Source organism: Burkholderia sp. MSMB1835, assembly GCF_001526365.1.
GTDB lineage: Bacteria > Pseudomonadota > Gammaproteobacteria > Burkholderiales > Burkholderiaceae > Burkholderia.
In genome coordinates this window covers 30,871-48,620 of sequence record NZ_LOYP01000052.1, presented here as the reverse complement: position 1 = coordinate 48,620, position 17,750 = coordinate 30,871, and the positions used below count along the sequence as shown (strand labels likewise).

The window sequence follows — 17,750 nt, the reverse complement described above, 5'->3', positions numbered from 1 at the left end:
CGGTCGGGCGCCGCACCTGTCGTTGCGCCTGAAACAGGCCGCTGGAATCCGAAGACCATACGAAGCGCGAATGGCAGCGACATGGCGACTGTTACGGACCATTCCGGCCGCCGTGAAAAGGTCCGTAGCTTTTGTCATGGAAGGCCGGTCACGCCGGTTGGGCGCGCGTGCGAGCCGCCTCGCCGAGCGCGGCAGCCACCCGCTCGACCACCGCCGGCCAGTCGCCGGGCCGCGCCTGCCGGAACAACCTCGCGGACGGATACCACGGGCAGTCGTCGCGTTCGAGCAGCCAGCGCCAGTCCGGCACGCGCGGCAGCAGCACCCAGACGGGCCGCCCGAGCGCGCCGGCCAGATGCGCGACCGACGTGTCGACGCTGATCACCAGATCCAGCGTGTCGACCAGCGCCGCCGTTTCGGCGAAATCCGTGAGCGCGTCCGCGAACGTGAGCACGCCGCTTGAGGCGAACGCATCGGCATCCCGAGCCCGCACCTGCGGCTGCAGGCTCACGAACGTCACGTCGAGCGCATCGCACCCGACGAGCGGCGCGAGCGCGGGGAACGGTATCGAGCGATTCTCGTCGTTCGCATGGCGCGGATTGCCGGACCACGCGAGCCCGACCCGCAATCGGTCCGACGGCGCAAGTGCATCGAGCCGCTGCACCCACGCAGCGCGCCGTCGCGCATCGGCGCGCAGGTACGGCACGTCGGCCGGCACCGTATCGAGCGTCGTGCGGAACGCGTACGGCAGGCTCATCAGCGGACACTGCAGGTCGAACGCCGGCATCGGCTGCCCTTCGGTGACGACCCGGCTCACGCCGCGCAGCGTGCCGAGCAGTTCGCCGAGCGCAGCAGGCGCCTCGACGATCACGGTCGCGCCAAGGTCATGTGCGAGGCTTGCGTAGCGGCAGAACTGCAGCGTGTCGCCGTACCCTTGCTCGGCATGCAGCAGCAGCGTGCGGCCCGCGAGCGGTTCGTCGCCGGTCCACAGCGGCCGGTCGGCATGACGCCGGTGCAGCATCACGTCGGCCGCCTCCCAGCGCGCCTCGTGCTGCCGCCAGCCTGCGTCGAAATCGCCCGTGAGCAGCCGGCAGAACGCCAGCGAGCGACGAGCGGCCCCATGATTAGGATCGCGTCGGCATGCGTGCGCATAGTCGGTCAGCGCCGCGTCGTCGTCGCCGATGTGCTGGCGCGCCAACGCACGCGTGAACAAAGCCTGCGCCGTGTCCGCGGGCGCGCCGGCCGCCGCCGCATGGCTCGCGAGCGCATCGTCGTAGCGGCCGAGCTGCTGCAGCGCGAGCGCGCGGTTGTAATGCAGCTCCGCATGCGGGCCCGTCAGCGCCAGCGCCGCGTCGTAATCGGCGAGCGCGTCGTCGAACCGGCCGAGCGCACGCAGCGCGGCCGCGCGGTTGCGGCGCGCGTCGATATGGTCGGGATCGCGCGCCAGCGCTTGCGCGTAGGCTTCGGCGGCTTGCGCATGACGCTCGAGACCGAGCAGCGCATTGCCGCGCCCGACCCACGCCGCGACGTGGCCGCGATTCAGCGCGAGCAGTCGGTCGCAGCGCTTCAGCAATTCGTCGCGGGCGTGCAGCAGATCCAGCGCGACGCAACTCGCGTACAGCAACTGCTCGTCCTTCGGCTGCCGCGCGAGCCCTTCGTCGAGACACGCGAGCGCGTCGGCCGGGCGGCCGAGTTCGGTCATCACGACGCCGCATGCGTAGACGAGCTCGGGTGTCTTGCCGCGCACGACCATCGCGAGCTGGTAGCTGTGCAGCGCCTGCTCGCGATGGCCGAGCGCGCGCAACGCATGCCCGCGCTCGATGTTCGCGGTCGCATCGTTCGGGTCGATCCGCAATGCGCGCTCGATGCTGATCAGCGCATCGGCAGGCCGTTCGAGCCGCCGCAGCGTCTCGCCGCGCTTGCGCCACGCGGTTGCGTGCGCCGGTTCGCGCACGAGCGCACGATCGTAGGCCGCGAGCGCCGCGTCGTATTGCCCGAGCCCGAGTAGCGCATCGCCGCGTGCCGCATGCGACGGTGCATGGTCCGGATCGGTCGCGAGCGCGCGATCGGCGAGTGTGAGTGCGTCGCGATGACGGCCGACACCGGTCAGCGCCGCCGCGTGGTTCGCCAGGTTCCACGGCTGGTTCAATCCGAACTTCATCGAGCGCGCGATCAGCGGCTCCGCCCGCGCGGGATCGCCGAGCTGCAGATGCACGAGGCCGAGCAGGTGCAGCGCCTCGACGTGATCCGGCGCCATCGTCAGCACGCCTTCGTAGAGCCGCCCGGCCCCCGCGAAGTCGCGCTGTTCGAGACGCGTGCGCGCATTGCGCAGCGCGTCGGCGAGCACCGCATGCAGCGGCGCCGCGGCGGCGCCGAGCACGGCGCCCGCCACCGGCGCGGCGTCGCGATGCGCACTCATCGCGCGCCTGCGCCGACGAGCGCCGGCAATTCGGCCGCGATCCGCTCGACGACGGGCGCCCACTGCCCGCCCTCGGGCTGGCGGAACAGCCGCGCCGACGGATACCACGGACTGTCGTCGCGATCGAGCAGCCAGCGGAAATCGGGCGTATGCGGAATCATCAGCGCGAGCGGCCGGCCGAGTGCGCCGGCAAGGTGCGCGACGGACGTATCGACGCTGACGATGCCGTCCATCAGCGCGGTCAGCGCCGCCGTATCGGCGAAGTCCTGGAGTGCGTCGCCGACGAAGCGCACCGCGCTCGCGTCGAGCACCGGCCGATCGTCGTCGCGGACCACCTTCTGCAGGCTGATCCACTCGTAACGGTCGTCGAACAGCGGCAGCAGATCCGCGAGCGTCATCGAGCGATTGCGGTCGTTCAGATGCAGCGGGTTGCCGGACCACACGACGCCGATGCGCGGCCGCGTCGCTGCGCCGAGCCGTTCGCGCCACTGCGCGACACGCACGGGGTCGGCGGCCAGATACGGTATGCCGGCCGGAATCGACGCGAGGTCCGTGCGAAATTCGAGCGGCAGGCTCAACAACGGGCAATGCAGGTCGAACGGCGGCAGCGGCTCGCCGCGCGCGACGAGCGTGTCGACGCCGTCGAGCGTCGCGAACAGCGTCTTCAGCTCGACCGGCGCTTCGAGCACGACGCGCGCGCCGAGCGCCTTCACGAGCGGGACGTAGCGGCAGAACTGCAGCGTGTCGCCGAGCCCCTGTTCCGGGTACAGCAGGATCGTCTTGCCGTCGAGCGGCATCCCGTGCGTCCAGCGCGGCTGCGCGAACGTGCGCCGGCTCGCGTCGAGCTGCGTGTCGCGCCAGCGCCATTCGTACTCGGCCCAGCCGGCTTCGAAATCGCCGATCGACAAACACAGGAACGCACGCATGCAGTGCGCGAGCACGTAGTCGGGATCGATGTCGATCGCATCCGCATACGCGTGCCGCGCGTCGTCGTGACGCCGCAGCGCGCGCAGCGCATTGCCCTTGTGGAAGTGCGCGAGCTTGTCGCGCGGCGTCGCGTCGATCACGCGCGCGAAATCGTCGAGCGCGGCCGCGTAGCGATGCGTTTCGAGCGCCGCGCGGCCGCGCGTGAACCACGCCGGCACATAGTTTTCTGCGAGCGCCAGCGCGCGGTCGCACATGTCGCGCGCGTCGTCGTGACGCTCGACGCGCATCAGCGCGCTCGCGTAGTTGCACAGCACGCCTGGGCTACCCGGTTCCACGTCGAGCGCGCGCGCATAGCTGTCGACCGCGTCGCGATAGCGCTCCAGATGACTGGCCGCATTGCCGCGGTTCGCCAGCGCCCGCGCATGGTGCGGATCGATCGCGAGCACGCGGTCGCAGCGCACGAGCGCCTCGTCGTGCCGGCCGAGTTGCTCGAGCGCGATCGAACTGTTGAAGATCGCATCGACGAAGGTCGGGCTCGCCGCGATCGCCGCGTTGAAATCCGCGAGCGCGCGTTCGGGCTCGTGCAGATCGAGATACGCGACGCCGCGCAGGAACAGCACCTCGGCGCTGCCGGGCGTCTGCGCGAGTGCGTGGCCGTAGCTGTCGACCGCATCGCGGAAGCGGCCGAGTTCGCGCAGCGCGAGCCCGCGCCCGCGCATCGCGTCGAACGAACGCCCGGCCAGCGCGATCGAGCGATCGCAGTCGGCGAGCGCGTCGTCGTGGCGGCCGAGCGCGCGCAGCATGTCGCTGCGCTTCACATAGCCGTCGGCAAAACCGGGCGTCAGCGCGAGCAGCCGATCGTAGACCGCACACGCGTCGTCGTACCGCGCGAGTTGCGCGAGCAGGCCCGCACGCTGAAACAGCACGCGCTGATGGACCGGATTGATCGCGAGCGCTTCGTCGAGCCGCGCGAGCGCGTCGTGCGCGCGCCCGAGCCCGGTCAGCACCGCCGCGTAATTCGCGAGCGCGAGCGGCGCCGGCTGACGCTCGATCGAGCGCCGCATCAGCGGTTCGGCATCGGCGAGCCGCCCTTGCTGGAAGCGCACCGCGCCGAGCAGGTGCAGCGCCTCCGGATGCTCGGGATCGAGCGTCAGCAATTCTTCATACGCGTGTTCCGCGTGCTGCAGCGCGCCGTCGTGGTGTGCCTTGCGCGCACGCAAGAGCAGCCGGTCGAGTTGCGCGGCGTCGGGCGGACGGCGATCCGGCGCGACCGGCGCGCTCGCGAGTGTCGTCCCTTCCCCGTTCGGTGTCATCGTGTGGCCCCCACTTGTCGCTGTTCGTGTCGCGTGTCGTGTCTAGCGTGTCATCGGCGCGATCGCGGCACGCACCGCGTCGATCGCGCTCGTCCAGTCGCCCGGCGCGGCCTGCCGGAACAACCGCGCGGACGGATACCACGGGCTGTCGCCGCGGGTCCGCAACCAGCGCCACTCCGCCGGATCGGGCAGCAGCACCCACACCGCACGGCCCAGCGCACCCGCCAGGTGCGCGACGGCGGAATCGACCGCGATCACGAGATCCAGTGCGGCGATCAGCGCGGCCGTGTCCGCGAAGTCGCCGAGTTCGTCGTCGACGCGCAGCACCGGCGCCTGCGCGAGCAGCGCCGCGTCGTGTTCGCGCACGGGTTTTTGCAGGCTGATCCAGTCGACGTCGAGATCGAACAGCGGCGCGAGCCGCGCGAAATCGATCGACCGGTTGTGATCGTTGCGATGCGCCGGATTGCCGGCCCAAGCGATCCCGATCCGCGGCCGGCGCCGTTCGCCGAGCAGCGCCTCCCATTGGCGCGTGCGCTGCGGGTCGGCATGCAGATAGGCGCCGTCATACGGAATCGTGGCTTCGTCGGTGCGGAACGCGTGCGGCAGGCTCAACAGCGGCGCCTGGCAGTCGAACGCCGGCAGCGGTTCGCCGCGCGCGATCACGTCGACCGCTCCGGGCAGCGACGCCATCAGCGTGCGCAACTGCGGCTGCACCTCGAACACGACCCGCGCACCGCGTGCGGCCACCAGCGGCACGTAGCGGCAGAAATGCAGCGTGTCGCCGAACCCTTGTTCCGCATGAATCAGCACCGTCCGGCCGTCGAGCGGCGTGTCGCCCTGCCATGCCGGCTGCGTGAACGGCCGGTAGTGCCGCGCCAGTTGCGCGTCGCGCAGCCGCCATTCGTATTCGGGCCAGCCGCGCGCGAAATCGCCTTCGATCAGATACAGCGACGCGCGCGCGAAATGCGCTTCGGCGTAGTCGGGACGCAGCGCGATCGCGCGGTCGTACGCGGCGAGCGCGTCGTCCGGGCGCGCCGTTTCGAAATACAGGTTGCCGCGGTTGAGCCAGTTCGTCGCGTGATCGGGACGCAGCGCGAGCGCACGGTCGAGCGACGCCATCGCTTCGTCGTAGCGATGCAGGTCCTGCAATACGTTGCTGCGGTTGGTCCAGGCTTCGGCGAAGCCCGCGTCGCGCGCGAGCGCGGCGTCGTAGCTGGCCAGCGCGTCGTCGTAGCGTTTCAGGTAACGCAACGCGGTGCCGCGGTTGCACAACGTCTCCACCGAATGCGGATCGAGCGCCAGCGCGCGCGCATAGGCCGCCAGCGCGTCGTCGTGGCGCTCGAGCTGCAGCAGCGCGTTGCCGCGGCTCGCATGGGCGCGGACATGGTCCGGATCGAACGCCAGCACACGCTCGCAGCGGGCCAGCGCCTCGTCCGCTCGGCCGAGCCGTTCGAGCGCGACCGCGCTGTTGTAGAGCACGTCGATCCGCGCGGGATCGGCCGCGATCGCTTCGTTGAACGCGTCGAGCGCCTCGCCCGGTCGATCGAGATCGATCAACGTACTGCCGCGCTCGGCCATGATCGCGGTCACGCCGGGCCGGATCGCGTTTGCGCGCTCGAAGCACTGCAGCGCATCGGCAGGCCGCTGCAGCTCGCGCAGCACGAGACCGCGGTTGAACCACGATTCGAACGAACGCGGATCGACCATCAGTGCGCGGTCGTAGGTATCGAGCGCCTCGTCGAAGCGGCGCAGCGCACGCAGCGCGCTGCCGCGATTGCACAGCGCATCGAGGACGAGCGGCGACACCGCGAGCGCACGGTCGAACGACGCGAGCGCGTCGTCGTAGCGTCGCAATCCGAGCAGCGTATTGCCGCGGCGCACGAGCGTCTGCACGTCGTCGGGCGTCGTGCGCAGCGCGGCCGCGAAATGCTCGAGCGCCTCGCCGACGCGGCCGCGCTCGCCGGCGATCGCGCCGAGATCCGACAGGACGCGCGTGCCGGGCGCGATCGCGATCGACTGGCGCAGCAACGCTTCGGCGGCGTCGGCCGCGCCGCGCTGGAACTGCAGCACGCCGTACAGGTGCAATGCCTGGGGGTTGTCGGGCTCCTTCTCGAGCACGGCGAGATAGTCGCTCGCCGCGTCGTCGAACCGTCCGGCGCTGTGCGAGTGTTGTGCGCGGCTCAGGATCGCCGCCGATTGCCGTTGACCGCGCGCATCGAGTCCCGACGCGCCCGCGTGTGCATCATGCCGGTGCTCGACCGTCACGTTCGCCCCCTTCCCGTTTGCCGATGCCGCCGCCGGCCCGGTTCGACGGAACCGGTTGCAGCGGTCATGCTCGTCACGAGACTAACGGACGGGTAATAACAGACGTATGACGAAAGTTACGGACCATTTTGTCCGGGGGACGGATCGCGTGGTGCGCCGCGAGCGCCCCGTGCCGCCATCACTGGCCGATCGGGATCGTCCGCACGTATTCGACTGCCGGTGCGCCCATCGTGACCGCGAAGCGCACGCCGCGCGGCAGCGGCATGCCGAGCGACGTGATGTTGCTGACGCCGTGCTGGGCGAGAAACTGCGCATAGCTCTGCTCGATGGCGGTCTGGCTCGTCGTCCATCCGCCCGGCGGAATCCACACGGAAAGCTGCATCGTCCGCGTATCGTTGCTGACCACGACGCGCGCGAACGCATCCATGTGCTTCAGTGCATCCTCCACGTCGGCCAGCGACGCGAGCGGCTGCGACGCGCTGCGCGCGAGCTCGCGCCCCTCGAGCTGGTAGCGCACGACCTGCATCTGCGCCGGTCCGCCGCCGACGCCGAGATGGCGCACCATCACGAGTTCGTTCTGGCGGATGCGCAGCGGCGGCCCGAACACTTCGTCGGCCGTCACGAGGTTGATCAGGTCGAACTGCAACTGGGAGAAATAACGGCCGAGCAGACGTGTTTGCGCCAGATTCGACGCGATATCGTCGCGCCCGCGAAGCGTCGCGTCGAGGCCGCGCCACGACAGCAGCGCGATCACGGCGAGCAGCGCGATCGCGACCAGCATCTCGATCAGCGTGAAGCCGCGGGCGCGGGCGCGCCCGGCACCGCGACGTTCAGCGGCGCGCTTCATTCTGGATCACCGTGACGACTTCGGCGAGCACGTTGCGGCTCGACGCGGACGGATAGACGCTCACCGTCACGCGCCGCACGAGCGGGCTCGGCAGCGCGGCCACCGACTGGCGGCACACGAAACGGTAGCGGCCCTGCGGGCACGCGAACGTGTTCGCGCCGACGGGCGGCCAGGTCGATGCGATGCGGATCTCGCCGAGCGCGTTGTCGGCGCTCCACAACGCGAGCAGACGCATGCGCGCCGTGTCGGTGTCCGACGCGAGCGCGCCGATCGCGCGCATCACGGCGCCCAGCGCCACGGCCACGATCGCCAGCGCGATCAGCACCTCGATCAGCGTGAATCCCCGTTCCGGCGCCCGCGTCGTGCGCGGTCCGCCGCGCGCAGGGTGGTGGTAGTCGGTTCTGTCGTCGCACATGACCTGCATCATTCTCGTCGATGGGTCGGCGTCCGGCGCCCAAGCCGCGGCGCAGGCCGCGCCGCCGGCGCGACGGACGCCGTGCCCGGACGTTAAGCGCGACGTATGGCACGCACGTGTCGAATGGTACGGACCATTTGGTGCGGCGGGCGCGAGCGCACAGACGCGCCCGCGCGATGCGCGCATCGCGCGGGGCACAAGACGGAAGATGGAAAACGATCGGGAAAGCTACCGCCCGGCAGCAAGCGGCCGACGATGAGGACGATCCTCGGGCGGGATCGCCGCGACGGCGTCAGGCCGTCACGGCGGCGTCATATTCGGCGCGGGCGAGCTGGCCGGCGGCGTATGCCTCGGCTTCGCCGCGAAAGCCTTCGCGGCTGAACGCCACGACTTTCACGCCGACGCCGGTCGCCCGCTTCACCGTCAGCGCCCATTGCCATCCGCCGTCTTGCTCGAAGACGTGCAGCGAGGGTGCGAAGGAAGGGTCGAGTACGGTCACGCGTTTTGCTCCTGCCCCGTTGCGCGCTGCGTCGGCAGCGCACGGAGGCATATCGAAAAGGTCGCGCCGGCACGCCGACGCGTTTCTGTCATTCGACAGTTTATTCAAGAATTGTTGCGACGCACCATCAGAGGTTTCACTCACCTATCGGAACCGGTCGGTTGATCGTATCTACCCGAAAGCCTTGCGGGACGGGCCTCAGCGGCACGCCGAGCCGCCCGGCATCGCGTTCGTGCGGCAACGTGCCGCACGCCGGGCCAATTGCTTGCATCGCCCTTTCGTGGATCGAGAAACGGGGCGCGATCTATCCGCCCATCATCGACACGCGCCGGAAGGTCAGGTTCACGCGTTCGCCCTGCACGGCCGGCGCCTTCGGCACGCGGTGCTGCCATTCGGCTTGCGTGCGTCCGCGCATCACGAGCAGGCTGCCGTGCACGAGGCGGTACGCATGCGTGACGCCGGTCGCGCGATGACGAAGATCGAACACGCGCATCGCGCCGAGGCTCACCGACGCGATCACCGGCGCGTCGCCGAGTTCGGGTTCGTTGTCCGCATGCCAGCCGAGGCTGTCGAGCCCGTTGCGATAGCGATTGAGCAGCACGCTGTTGAAGCGCACGCCGCACGTCGCCTCGACCGCGTGCTTCAGCCCGAGCGCGGCCGGCGTCCATGGCTCGGGGACGTTGCGGATGCCCGAGTACACGTACACGGCATCCGGTTCGCCTTGCCACGCGGTGAGCCGCGGCAACGGAATGCGCCCGCGCGGCGTACGAATCGTGTCCTGCCGCCACGCGACCTCGTCGATCAGCGCGGCCAGCGCGCGATCGGCGTCGGGCGACGCGAGCCAGTCCGGGTACCAGTCCACGTCGGGCACGGGCGTATCGGCGAAGAAATCGGGCGTGGACATGTCGGCAGGCACGGGTGAGGAACGAAGCGAACGACGCATGTCTGCATACTAGCCAACGGCGCCGCGCGCCGCCATGCGCTGTCATTCGCTGATATTTGCCGCCGAAAGGCCGAAAGGAAGCCGCGGTGCATCGCGATGCGCGTTCGTCTCGCGCGACGGCCGCCTCCCGGCCATCGGCTAGCCGCGCGTCAGTCGAATCAGCGCGATCTCGGACGGCACGCCGAAGCGGTTCGGCGGTCCCCAGTAGCCGGTGCCGCGGCTCGTATACAGCCACATGTCGCCGAAGCGGCTCAGCCCGCCGATCACCGGCTGCTGCAGTCGCACGAACGGCGGCCACGGCAGAAACTGGCCGCCATGCGTGTGCCCCGACAACTGCACAGTAAAGCCCGCGCGGTTCGCCGCTTCCGCGCTGCGCGGCTGGTGCGCGAGCAGGATCTTCGTGCCGACGTCGCGCGGCGCACCGGCCAGCGCCTGCGCGGGGTCGCTGCGATGGGCGGGATCGAATCCGCCCGCCGTGAAATCGGTGACGCCCGCGAGCACCGCCCGCGCGCCGCCGCGCTCGATCAGCACGTGCTCGTTCAGCAGCACCGTCAGCCCGATACGACGAAACTCGTCGATCCACGCATGCGCACCCGCGTAGTACTCGTGGTTGCCCGTCACGAGGAAGGTGCCGTGCCGCGAACGCATCTCGCCGAGCGGCGCCGTGTGGTCGCGCAGACGCTTGACCGAACCGTCCACCACATCGCCCGTCACGACCACGAGGTCGGCATCGAGCGCATTGACCGCACGCACGATCCGTTCGATGTAGGGCCGCTTGATCGTCGGCCCGACGTGGATGTCGGACAGTTGCACGATCGTCAATCCGTCGAGCGCGGCCGGCAGCCCCGCGACCGGAATCGACACGCGCTTGACCGCCGCCGTGCGGCGCGCGCCGACGAACCCGATCGCGGTCACGAGCACCGCGGCCGCCAGCACGCCGAGCGCCGTGTCGGGCGCGGCGGCGCTCCACGCGCCGTCATGGCCGAGATGCCGCCATGCGAGCACGCCGAGCAACACGATGTCGCGCAGGAACGTCAGCACCAGCAGCGACGAGAAGAAGCCCATCGCGAGCGCGCCGGCCCAGCCGACGAGCGTCGCCGCCCACCCTTCGTCGAAGCGGCGCGAGAACATGCCGACCGGAATCAACACGACGAAACTCGCCAGCACGAGCGCCGCGATCGTGCGCGCGAGCGGCGACACGAACGCATCGGGAATGATCCGCATCCCGACATACAAATGGAACAGCACGCCGATTGCAATGAACCGGACAAAGAAACTTCGCATGGAACGTTCGCCTTCGTTGCACTACCGCTTCCGCGACGCGCGTCGCACGGGCCGTGATGCCCGGTGCCGCGTGTCGCACCATACGCACGATGGTACACAGATCCCGGCCGCGACGACGGGTCGCGGCCGGCGGTGCAACGCCGTACGGCTTCGCGCGATGATCGGCCATCCACCCGGCGTCGCGGCCATGCATCGACGCCGTTCGTCGCGACGCTCGACCACGACGTCATCGGCCTGCACGACGCGAGCGCGATCCGCGCCTTCCCGAAACGCACGGCCGCCGACATGCAGCGCATGCTGCGTGGGCGTATCCAGGTCAGCAACTTCGAGACAGCCTGCAGGATGATCGTCGAGAACGTCGTCGTATTGCCCGAAGGCACCGCGCGCCGTCATGCGAAGACGATGGCGCTGCGCCTCGTCGCGCTCGAAGGCGACCGGGCCGAGCGCCGGTTGCCGATCCGCGTCGCCGATCGCGATGCGCTGCCGCGCTTCGCACGCGATCTCGTCGGCCTGCTCGTCGAGGATGCGCGCGGTCAGCCGGACCAACCGGATTCGCATGGGTTCGAGCAGCAATCGGCGATTCACGCGCCGATTCCGCTGCATCGACATGGCAAATTCCGCTGCGCGATTTTCGTCTGACGATCCTTTACAGTCCGTTAGCAACCCTACGCGAACGGCTGCTGGCAGAATCGCAGCGGTCCGGCCATCGCTGCCGACCCGCGCTGCCGGACCGTTCGGCATGACCGACGGCGCGGCCACGGCCGGCCGCGCCCCATGCCGTGAACGCATGCCGGATCGCTGGCGATCCGCATCGCGCTGATTTATGATCGGCTCCGTATCCCGGATCGTCGTCGCGGCCCGGCCGGTCGCGACGATCCGCATTGCGCCGCGCCCGGCATCCACCCTCAACGTCGAGCTCGTCACACCATGAGAAAAACAACGCCGCGCGCGCCGCTGCGCGTCGCCGCCGTCCTGGCGCCCGCCCTGCCGCTCGCGGGCTGCGCATCGCGTGGCGCGCCGTCCTACGTGCTGTTCGGCGCGTACTTCCCGCTGTGGCTCGTCAGCGCGATCGTCGGCATCGTCGGCGCCATCGTCGCGCACCGCGTATTCGTCGCGACCGGCTGGGCCGCGACGGTGCCCTACCAGCTTGCCGTCTGCACCGCGATCGGGCTCGTGGTCGCCGTGATCGTCTGGCTTACCGGCACGGGTCCGTTCGCATGAAGGCCGCCGGCATCGCCCGCCCCTCCGTCAAAGGCCGCGCGATCGCGCTCGCGATCGTCGCGCTCGGCATCGCGGCGCTCGCGTACGCGTACCACCGCACGACGGCCTACCCGTCCACCGACGACGCGTCGATCGACGCGGACGTCGTGCACGTCGCGTCGCCGGTCGGCGGCCGCATCGTGCAGCTCGCGGTGCATGAAAACCAGCGCGTCGCGAAAGGCGATCTGCTGTACGTGATCGATCCCGTGCCGTACCGGCTGAGCGTCGCGCAGGCGCAGGCCGATCTCGAGCTCGCGCGCGCGTCGCTCGACACGCGCCGCCGCTCGCTGATCGGCGAGCGCTCGAACGCGTCCGTCGCCGCCGAGCAAGTCAAGCGCGCGACGCAGAACTACGATCTCGCGACCCGCGACGTGAACCGGCTTGCACCGCTCGCCGCGCAGGGCTACGTCAGCGCGCAGCAGTTCGATCAGGCGAAGGTGCGCCAGCGCGACGCGTCCGTTTCGCTCGCGCAGGCGCAGGAGCAGCAGCGCGCGTCCGCGCAGACGATCGGCGACGACGCCGACGCGATCGCGACGCTGCATGCGCGCGAAGCCGCGCTGGCCCGCGCGCAGCATGCGCTCGACGATACGGTCGTGCGCGCGCCGCACGACGGGCTCGTGACGGGCCTGAGCGTGCTCCCCGGCGAAACCCTCGCGCCGAACCAGTCGATCTTCACGCTGATCGACGCGAGCGAATGGTTCGCCGTCGGCAATTTCCGCGAGACGTCGCTCAATCGCATCGCAGTCGGCGACTGCGCGACCGTCTATTCGATGATCGACCGCGGCCGCCCGATGACGGGCAAGGTCGTCGGCATCGGCGCCGGCATCGCGGACAGCGACCGCATCAACCTGCCGCGCTCGCTGCCGATCGTGCAGCGCTCGGTGAACTGGGTGCACGTCGCGCAGCGCTTCCCCGTGCGCGTGAAGCTCGACGAACCCGACGGCAAGCTCGTGCGTGTCGGCGCGAGCGCGATCGTCGAGGTCCGGCATGGCTCGGCCTGCCGCTGAGGTCCGCTCGCCGGGCCCGCGCGAAGTCCTGCGGCTGCTCGCGCCGTTTCCGGGGCGCGCGGTCATGGCCGTGCGCGTCGCGCTGATCTGCGCGCTCGTGGTACTCGTGACGAGCGGATACGGCACGCCGGAAGCCGCGATTTCCGCGTATGTCGTGTTCTTCCTGAACCGCGCCGATCGCGTGACGAGCGCCGTGCTCGCGGTCGCGATGCTGTTGCTCGTCACGCTCGTGATCGCGCTCGTGATCGGCGTCGCGATCTTCAGCATCGAGTATTCGGTGCTGCGCGTCGCGTGCATGGCCGTGCTGTCGGTCGGCCTGCTCTACCTGACGTCCGCCAGCAAGCTGCGCCCGGTCGGCGCGATCCTCGCGATGATCGTCGGCTTCGGGCTCGACCAGCTCGGCCTGGCGCCGGTCGGCGAAGCGGCAACGCGCGCGCTGCTTTATGCATGGCTGATGGTCGCGATCCCGGTCGGCGCGGCGATCGTCGTCAACCTGCTGATCGCGCCGTCGCCGCGCACGCTCGCGCATGCGCAGCTCGCGAAGCGGCTGCGGCTCGCCGCGCGGCGGCTGCGCGGCGACGACGACGCGCGCGCCGCGTTCGACGCAAGCCTGCGCGAAGGCGACCAGCAGTTGCTCACGTGGCTCAAGCTGTCGAAGCTCGAGGGCTCGTCGTCGGGCGCCGATGTCGTCGCGTTGCGGCAGGCCGTCGCGTCGAGCACCGCGCTGCTCGTCGCGGTCGCGCTTGCCGATCGCGAACCGGAGGCGCGACTGCCCGACGCATTCGCCACGCCGATCGCGACGACGCTCGACGAGATGGCCGCGATCCTCGAACAGGGCGGCTATCCGGTCGACGTGACGCTCGCGCTGCCGGCCGCCGATGCACTACCGCCGCTCGCACGCGTCGTCGCGACGGACCTGCACGCCGCGATCGCGCAGTTCGCGCAACCGCCCGCCATCGACGCATCGGCCGCGTCGACCGACACCGCCGACACGCGCGCCGCCAGCGAACCGGCGAAAGCCACCGCACCGCCCGCCCCGCGCGGCGGCTTCTTCGTGCCCGACGCGCGCACCAATCCCGACCACATCCGCTATGCGCTGAAGACGACGGCAGCCGCCATGTTCTGCTACCTGCTGTACTCGCAGCTCGACTGGTCCGGCATCCATACCTGCTTCATCACCTGCTACATGGTGTCGCTCGGCTCGACGGCCGAAACGGTCGAGAAGCTCACGCTGCGCATCGCCGGCTGCATCGTCGGCGCGCTGATCGGCACCGCCGCGCTCGTGTTCGTCGTCCCGTCGCTATCGTCGATCGGCGAGCTGATGGCGCTCGTCTTCGCCGGCGCGTGGCTGTCCGCGTGGGTCGCGTTCGGTTCGCCGCGCATCGCGTACGCGGGCTTCCAGGTCGCGTTCGCGTTCTTCCTGTGCGTCATCCAGGGTGCGGGTCCCGGCTTCGACCTGACGCTCGCGCGCGATCGCACGATCGGCATCCTGCTCGGCAACGTGGTCGTGTATCTCGTGTTCACGCGCATCTGGCCGGTCAGCATCGGCAAGCAGATCGACACGGCGCTCGCGGCGCTGCTCGACCAGTGGCGGCGCGTGGCGCAGATCGCGCAGCCGGCCGAACGGCGCGCGCTGGCCGCCGAAGCGTTCGCCCGCCACGGCGCGATCTCGCAGGAGCTCGGCCTGATCCATTACGAACCGTCGTGGGTGCGGCCGGCCGCGACGTGGCTCGCCACACGGCGGCGCACGCTCGCGGAACTCGGCGCGATCGAAGGCCCGCTGTTCCTGCTCGCCGAACGCAAGCCCGGGGACGCGGCGATCGGCGCGCAACTCGCGCGCGTGACCGCGCCGGGCGACGACGAAACCGCGCCCCGCACGGATGCCCCGCCGCGACCGCCGGGCGCCGCCCCCACCGACCCCGCGCGCGACGCGCTGCTGAACCTGATCGACACGCGGCTCGCCCATCTCGCCGACGCCGCCCGTCAAGCCACACCGAAGGAGCCTGCCCCTCATGCGTCTACCTGAACCGCCGGCCGCCTCGATCGCCGCCGCCGCCGCCGCGCTCGCGACCGCGCTCGCGCTGACCGGCTGCGCGACGTCGTCGATCGATCTGGCGCCGGAGGCGTCCGACCGCCCGTGGCAGCCGCAAACGTCGGCCGCGGGCGACATCGTGGCGGCGCCGCCGCGCGCTTCCGCACAAGGTACACACGACTACACGCTGCCCGCATCGCCGGCGCTCGCGTCGGTTCCGGCGCCGGCCGCGCTCGATGCCGCGCATGCGTACACGCTGCCCGAGCTGATCGATCTCGCGGAATCCGCGAACCCGCTGACCCGCATCGCATGGAACGACGCGCGCAACGCGGCGCTCGCGGTCGGCCTCGCCAAGTCCGCGTATCTGCCGCGCCTGTCGGCGACGGCAATGGGCGCGTACCAGGCGAACCACGGCTCGACGTCGACGATCCTCGGCGATTCGTCCAGCAACACCACCGTGCACGGCACGATTTCGGCGCTGTCGCTGCAATGGCTGCTGTTCGATTTCGGCGGCCGCGCGGCGCGCGTCGAAGCGGCCGAACAGGCGTCGATCGCGTCGAACGTCGCGTTCACGGCCGTGCACCAGCAGGTCATCCACGACGTGACGGTCTCCTACTACCGCTACGAAGCCGCACGCTCGCGCGTGCTCAGCGCAAGACAGGGCCTCGCGAACGCGGATGCGATTCTCGCGGCGTCGCGCGCGCGGCTCCAGCACGGCGTCGGGACCGTCGTCGAGCTCGCGCAGGCGACGCAGAACCGCGCGCAGGCGAACCTCGCGCTCGTGCAGGCGAACGGCGCCGAAAGCGACGGCTACCTCGCCCTCGTCTCCGCGCTCGGCATCTCGCCGCTGTCGAAGCCGACGATCGCCGCGCTGCCGAAACGGCCGCTGCCGCCCGCGCTCGGTTCGTCGGTCGACGCGATCGTGTCGGACGCGATCGCGCGCCGTCCCGACCTGCAGGGTGCGTTCGCGGTCGAAAAGGCCAATCGCGCGAAGATCAAGGCCGCGCAAGCCGCGTTCATGCCGAAGATTTTCCTGTCCGCGTCGACGTCGTATGCGAGCGGCGGCACGTCCATCTCCGCACTGCCCGCGATCGGCGACCAGGCGCCGACCGTCAACCTGAACGGCAGCCGCTACGGCGGCGGCGTATTCCTCGGCGTGACGATCCCGCTGTACGACGGCGGCCTGCGCTCGGCCGTGCTGATGCAGGCGCGCAACGACGCGGAAAGCGCGTCCGCGCGCCTCACGCGGACCAAGGAGGAAGCGGTGCGCCAGGTCGTCGCCGCGCAGAACGCGGTGCAGACGAGCCTGGCGTCGCACGACGCCGCGAAGGCGCTCGTCGATGCCGCGCAAACGAGCTACGACGCCGCGCTGACCGCGTACCGGAACGGCGTCGGCTCGGTCACCGACGCGACGATCGCGCAAAGCCAGTTGCTCGCCGCGCGCAACGCGGAGGTCGACAGCTATGCCGGCGCATTGTCGGCCGCCGCCGCGCTCGCGCTCGCGACGGGCACGATCGGCTCGGCGCAGTAGCGCCGTCAGGCGGTTGACGCGGGCGCGCGCCGCCCACTAGAATGCCGCCCATTCTTCCTTCAGGAACCATCGTGGACAGTTGCAGCACTCCGTTGCGTGCGCCGCTTGCCGCCTGAACGCCTGTCCGCCGCAGTTCTCCTGCCCCGGCTCGCGTTCCGCGAGCCGCACGCCATCCGTTTCACATTGAACGACGCATTCGCGCGGTACAGTACCGCGCGATGACGGCTATCGCCGCGTCGCCTCCGGCCTTGCGTCGCGGCGACGCCAGCCGGCATGCGCTTCTTGCACGGCAGGACAACCATGACTTTCGATTTCGCACTCCGTCTTTTCACCGCGTTCGCCTGCGGCGTCGCCATCGGCCTTGAACGCCAGATGCGCCAGCGCACGGCCGGCCTGCGCACCATCACGCTCGTCGCGAGCGGCGCGTGCCTGTTCGTCACGCTCGGCGTGCTGACCGGCAACGGCGTCGCGGGCGTCACGCAGATCGCCGCGTACGTCGTGTCGGGCGTCGGCTTTCTCGGCGGCGGCGTGATCATGCGCGACAAGGGTTCGATCCAGGGCATCAACACGGCGGCGACGCTGTGGTGCTCGGCTGCCGTCGGCGTGTTGTCCGGCTCCGGTCACTACGTGCCCGCGCTCGCCGGCACGGGCGTCGTGCTGCTCACCAATACGGTGCTGCGCGGCGTCAGCCAGGCCATCAACGCGACGCCCGTCTCGAATGCCGATCTCGTGCGCGAATACCAGATCACCGTGATTTGCCTCGCCGCCGACGAAGTGCACATCCGCACGCTGCTGTCGAACGCGATGTATGCGAAGCCGCTGTCGTTCCAGAGCCTCACGAGCGAGGACGTGCCCGAGCAGCCGGACCGGCTGAAGGTGACCGCAACGCTGAAGCTGCATCCGAAGGATCAGCAGAAGCTCGAGCAGATCGCGAGCCGGATGAGCATGGAGAAAAGCATTTCCAGCGTGAGCTGGACCGCGAAGGAAGCGGAGCCGATGATGGAATGAGCC

The 17,750-nt window shown here is 70.3% G+C and carries 14 protein-coding genes; 6 read left to right on the top strand and 8 right to left on the bottom strand.

Annotated features, from left to right (window positions below; genetic code table 11):
* Positions 1-148: 148 nt before the first annotated feature.
* The 8 genes from WS96_RS24345 to WS96_RS24310 all read right to left on the bottom strand — a co-directional run bounded on the left by WS96_RS24345 (position 149) and on the right by WS96_RS24310 (position 10,909).
* On the bottom strand, positions 149-2,416 hold the full coding sequence (locus tag WS96_RS24345; RefSeq protein WP_059835992.1) for a tetratricopeptide repeat protein: 2,268 nt from the start codon (positions 2,414-2,416) through the stop codon (positions 149-151).
* The gene (locus WS96_RS24340; protein ID WP_059835990.1) at positions 2,413-4,656 is read right to left on the bottom strand and encodes a tetratricopeptide repeat protein; all 2,244 of its coding nucleotides are present in this window, start codon (positions 4,654-4,656) and stop codon (positions 2,413-2,415) included. Before WS96_RS24340 ends, WS96_RS24345 begins: the two co-directional genes overlap by 4 nt.
* Before the next feature lie 42 nt (positions 4,657-4,698).
* On the bottom strand, positions 4,699-6,921 hold the full coding sequence (locus WS96_RS24335) for a tetratricopeptide repeat protein (RefSeq protein ID WP_059835988.1): 2,223 nt from the start codon (positions 6,919-6,921) through the stop codon (positions 4,699-4,701).
* Positions 6,922-7,099: 178 nt separating this feature from the next.
* A complete protein-coding gene (locus tag WS96_RS24330; RefSeq protein ID WP_059835986.1) occupies positions 7,100-7,768 on the bottom strand; it encodes a PulJ/GspJ family protein in 669 nt (222 codons plus the stop codon).
* Positions 7,752-8,183 carry a type II secretion system minor pseudopilin GspI gene (gspI, locus tag WS96_RS24325; RefSeq protein ID WP_059836464.1) on the bottom strand — a complete coding sequence of 144 codons (432 nt, stop codon included), beginning with the start codon at positions 8,181-8,183 and terminating at the stop codon, positions 7,752-7,754. The genes WS96_RS24330 and gspI overlap by 17 nt, the downstream gene beginning before the upstream one ends.
* 292 nt (positions 8,184-8,475) lie before the next feature.
* Entirely contained in the window at positions 8,476-8,682 is a 207-nt protein-coding gene (locus WS96_RS24320) for a hypothetical protein (RefSeq protein ID WP_034204546.1), read from the bottom strand.
* A 304-nt stretch (positions 8,683-8,986) separates the two neighbouring features.
* A complete protein-coding gene (locus tag WS96_RS24315; RefSeq protein WP_179949980.1) occupies positions 8,987-9,586 on the bottom strand; it encodes an alpha-ketoglutarate-dependent dioxygenase AlkB family protein in 600 nt (199 codons plus the stop codon).
* Positions 9,587-9,763: 177 nt separating this feature from the next.
* Entirely contained in the window at positions 9,764-10,909 is a 1,146-nt protein-coding gene (locus tag WS96_RS24310; protein WP_059835982.1) for a metallophosphoesterase, read from the bottom strand.
* Positions 10,910-11,041: 132 nt separating this feature from the next.
* Between WS96_RS24310 and WS96_RS24305 the strand changes: the two genes are divergently transcribed.
* From WS96_RS24305 to WS96_RS24280, 6 genes are all read left to right on the top strand, one after another.
* Complete coding sequence (locus WS96_RS24305; protein ID WP_257128051.1) at positions 11,042-11,548, top strand: hypothetical protein; 507 nt, start codon at positions 11,042-11,044, stop codon at positions 11,546-11,548.
* A gap of 288 nt (positions 11,549-11,836) precedes the next feature.
* Positions 11,837-12,130 carry a hypothetical protein gene (locus WS96_RS24300; protein ID WP_012339766.1) on the top strand — a complete coding sequence of 98 codons (294 nt, stop codon included), beginning with the start codon at positions 11,837-11,839 and terminating at the stop codon, positions 12,128-12,130.
* A complete protein-coding gene (mdtN, locus tag WS96_RS24295) occupies positions 12,127-13,176 on the top strand; it encodes a multidrug transporter subunit MdtN (protein ID WP_034204542.1) in 1,050 nt (349 codons plus the stop codon). Before WS96_RS24300 ends, mdtN begins: the two co-directional genes overlap by 4 nt.
* A complete protein-coding gene (locus tag WS96_RS24290) occupies positions 13,157-15,202 on the top strand; it encodes an FUSC family protein (RefSeq protein WP_059835980.1) in 2,046 nt (681 codons plus the stop codon). Before mdtN ends, WS96_RS24290 begins: the two co-directional genes overlap by 20 nt.
* On the top strand, positions 15,189-16,739 hold the full coding sequence (locus tag WS96_RS24285; protein ID WP_059835978.1) for a TolC family protein: 1,551 nt from the start codon (positions 15,189-15,191) through the stop codon (positions 16,737-16,739). Before WS96_RS24290 ends, WS96_RS24285 begins: the two co-directional genes overlap by 14 nt.
* Before the next feature lie 300 nt (positions 16,740-17,039).
* Positions 17,040-17,747: an MgtC/SapB family protein gene (locus WS96_RS24280; protein ID WP_027780999.1), complete on the top strand. Its 708-nt coding sequence runs from the start codon at positions 17,040-17,042 to the stop codon at positions 17,745-17,747.
* Positions 17,748-17,750 lie beyond the last annotated feature (3 nt).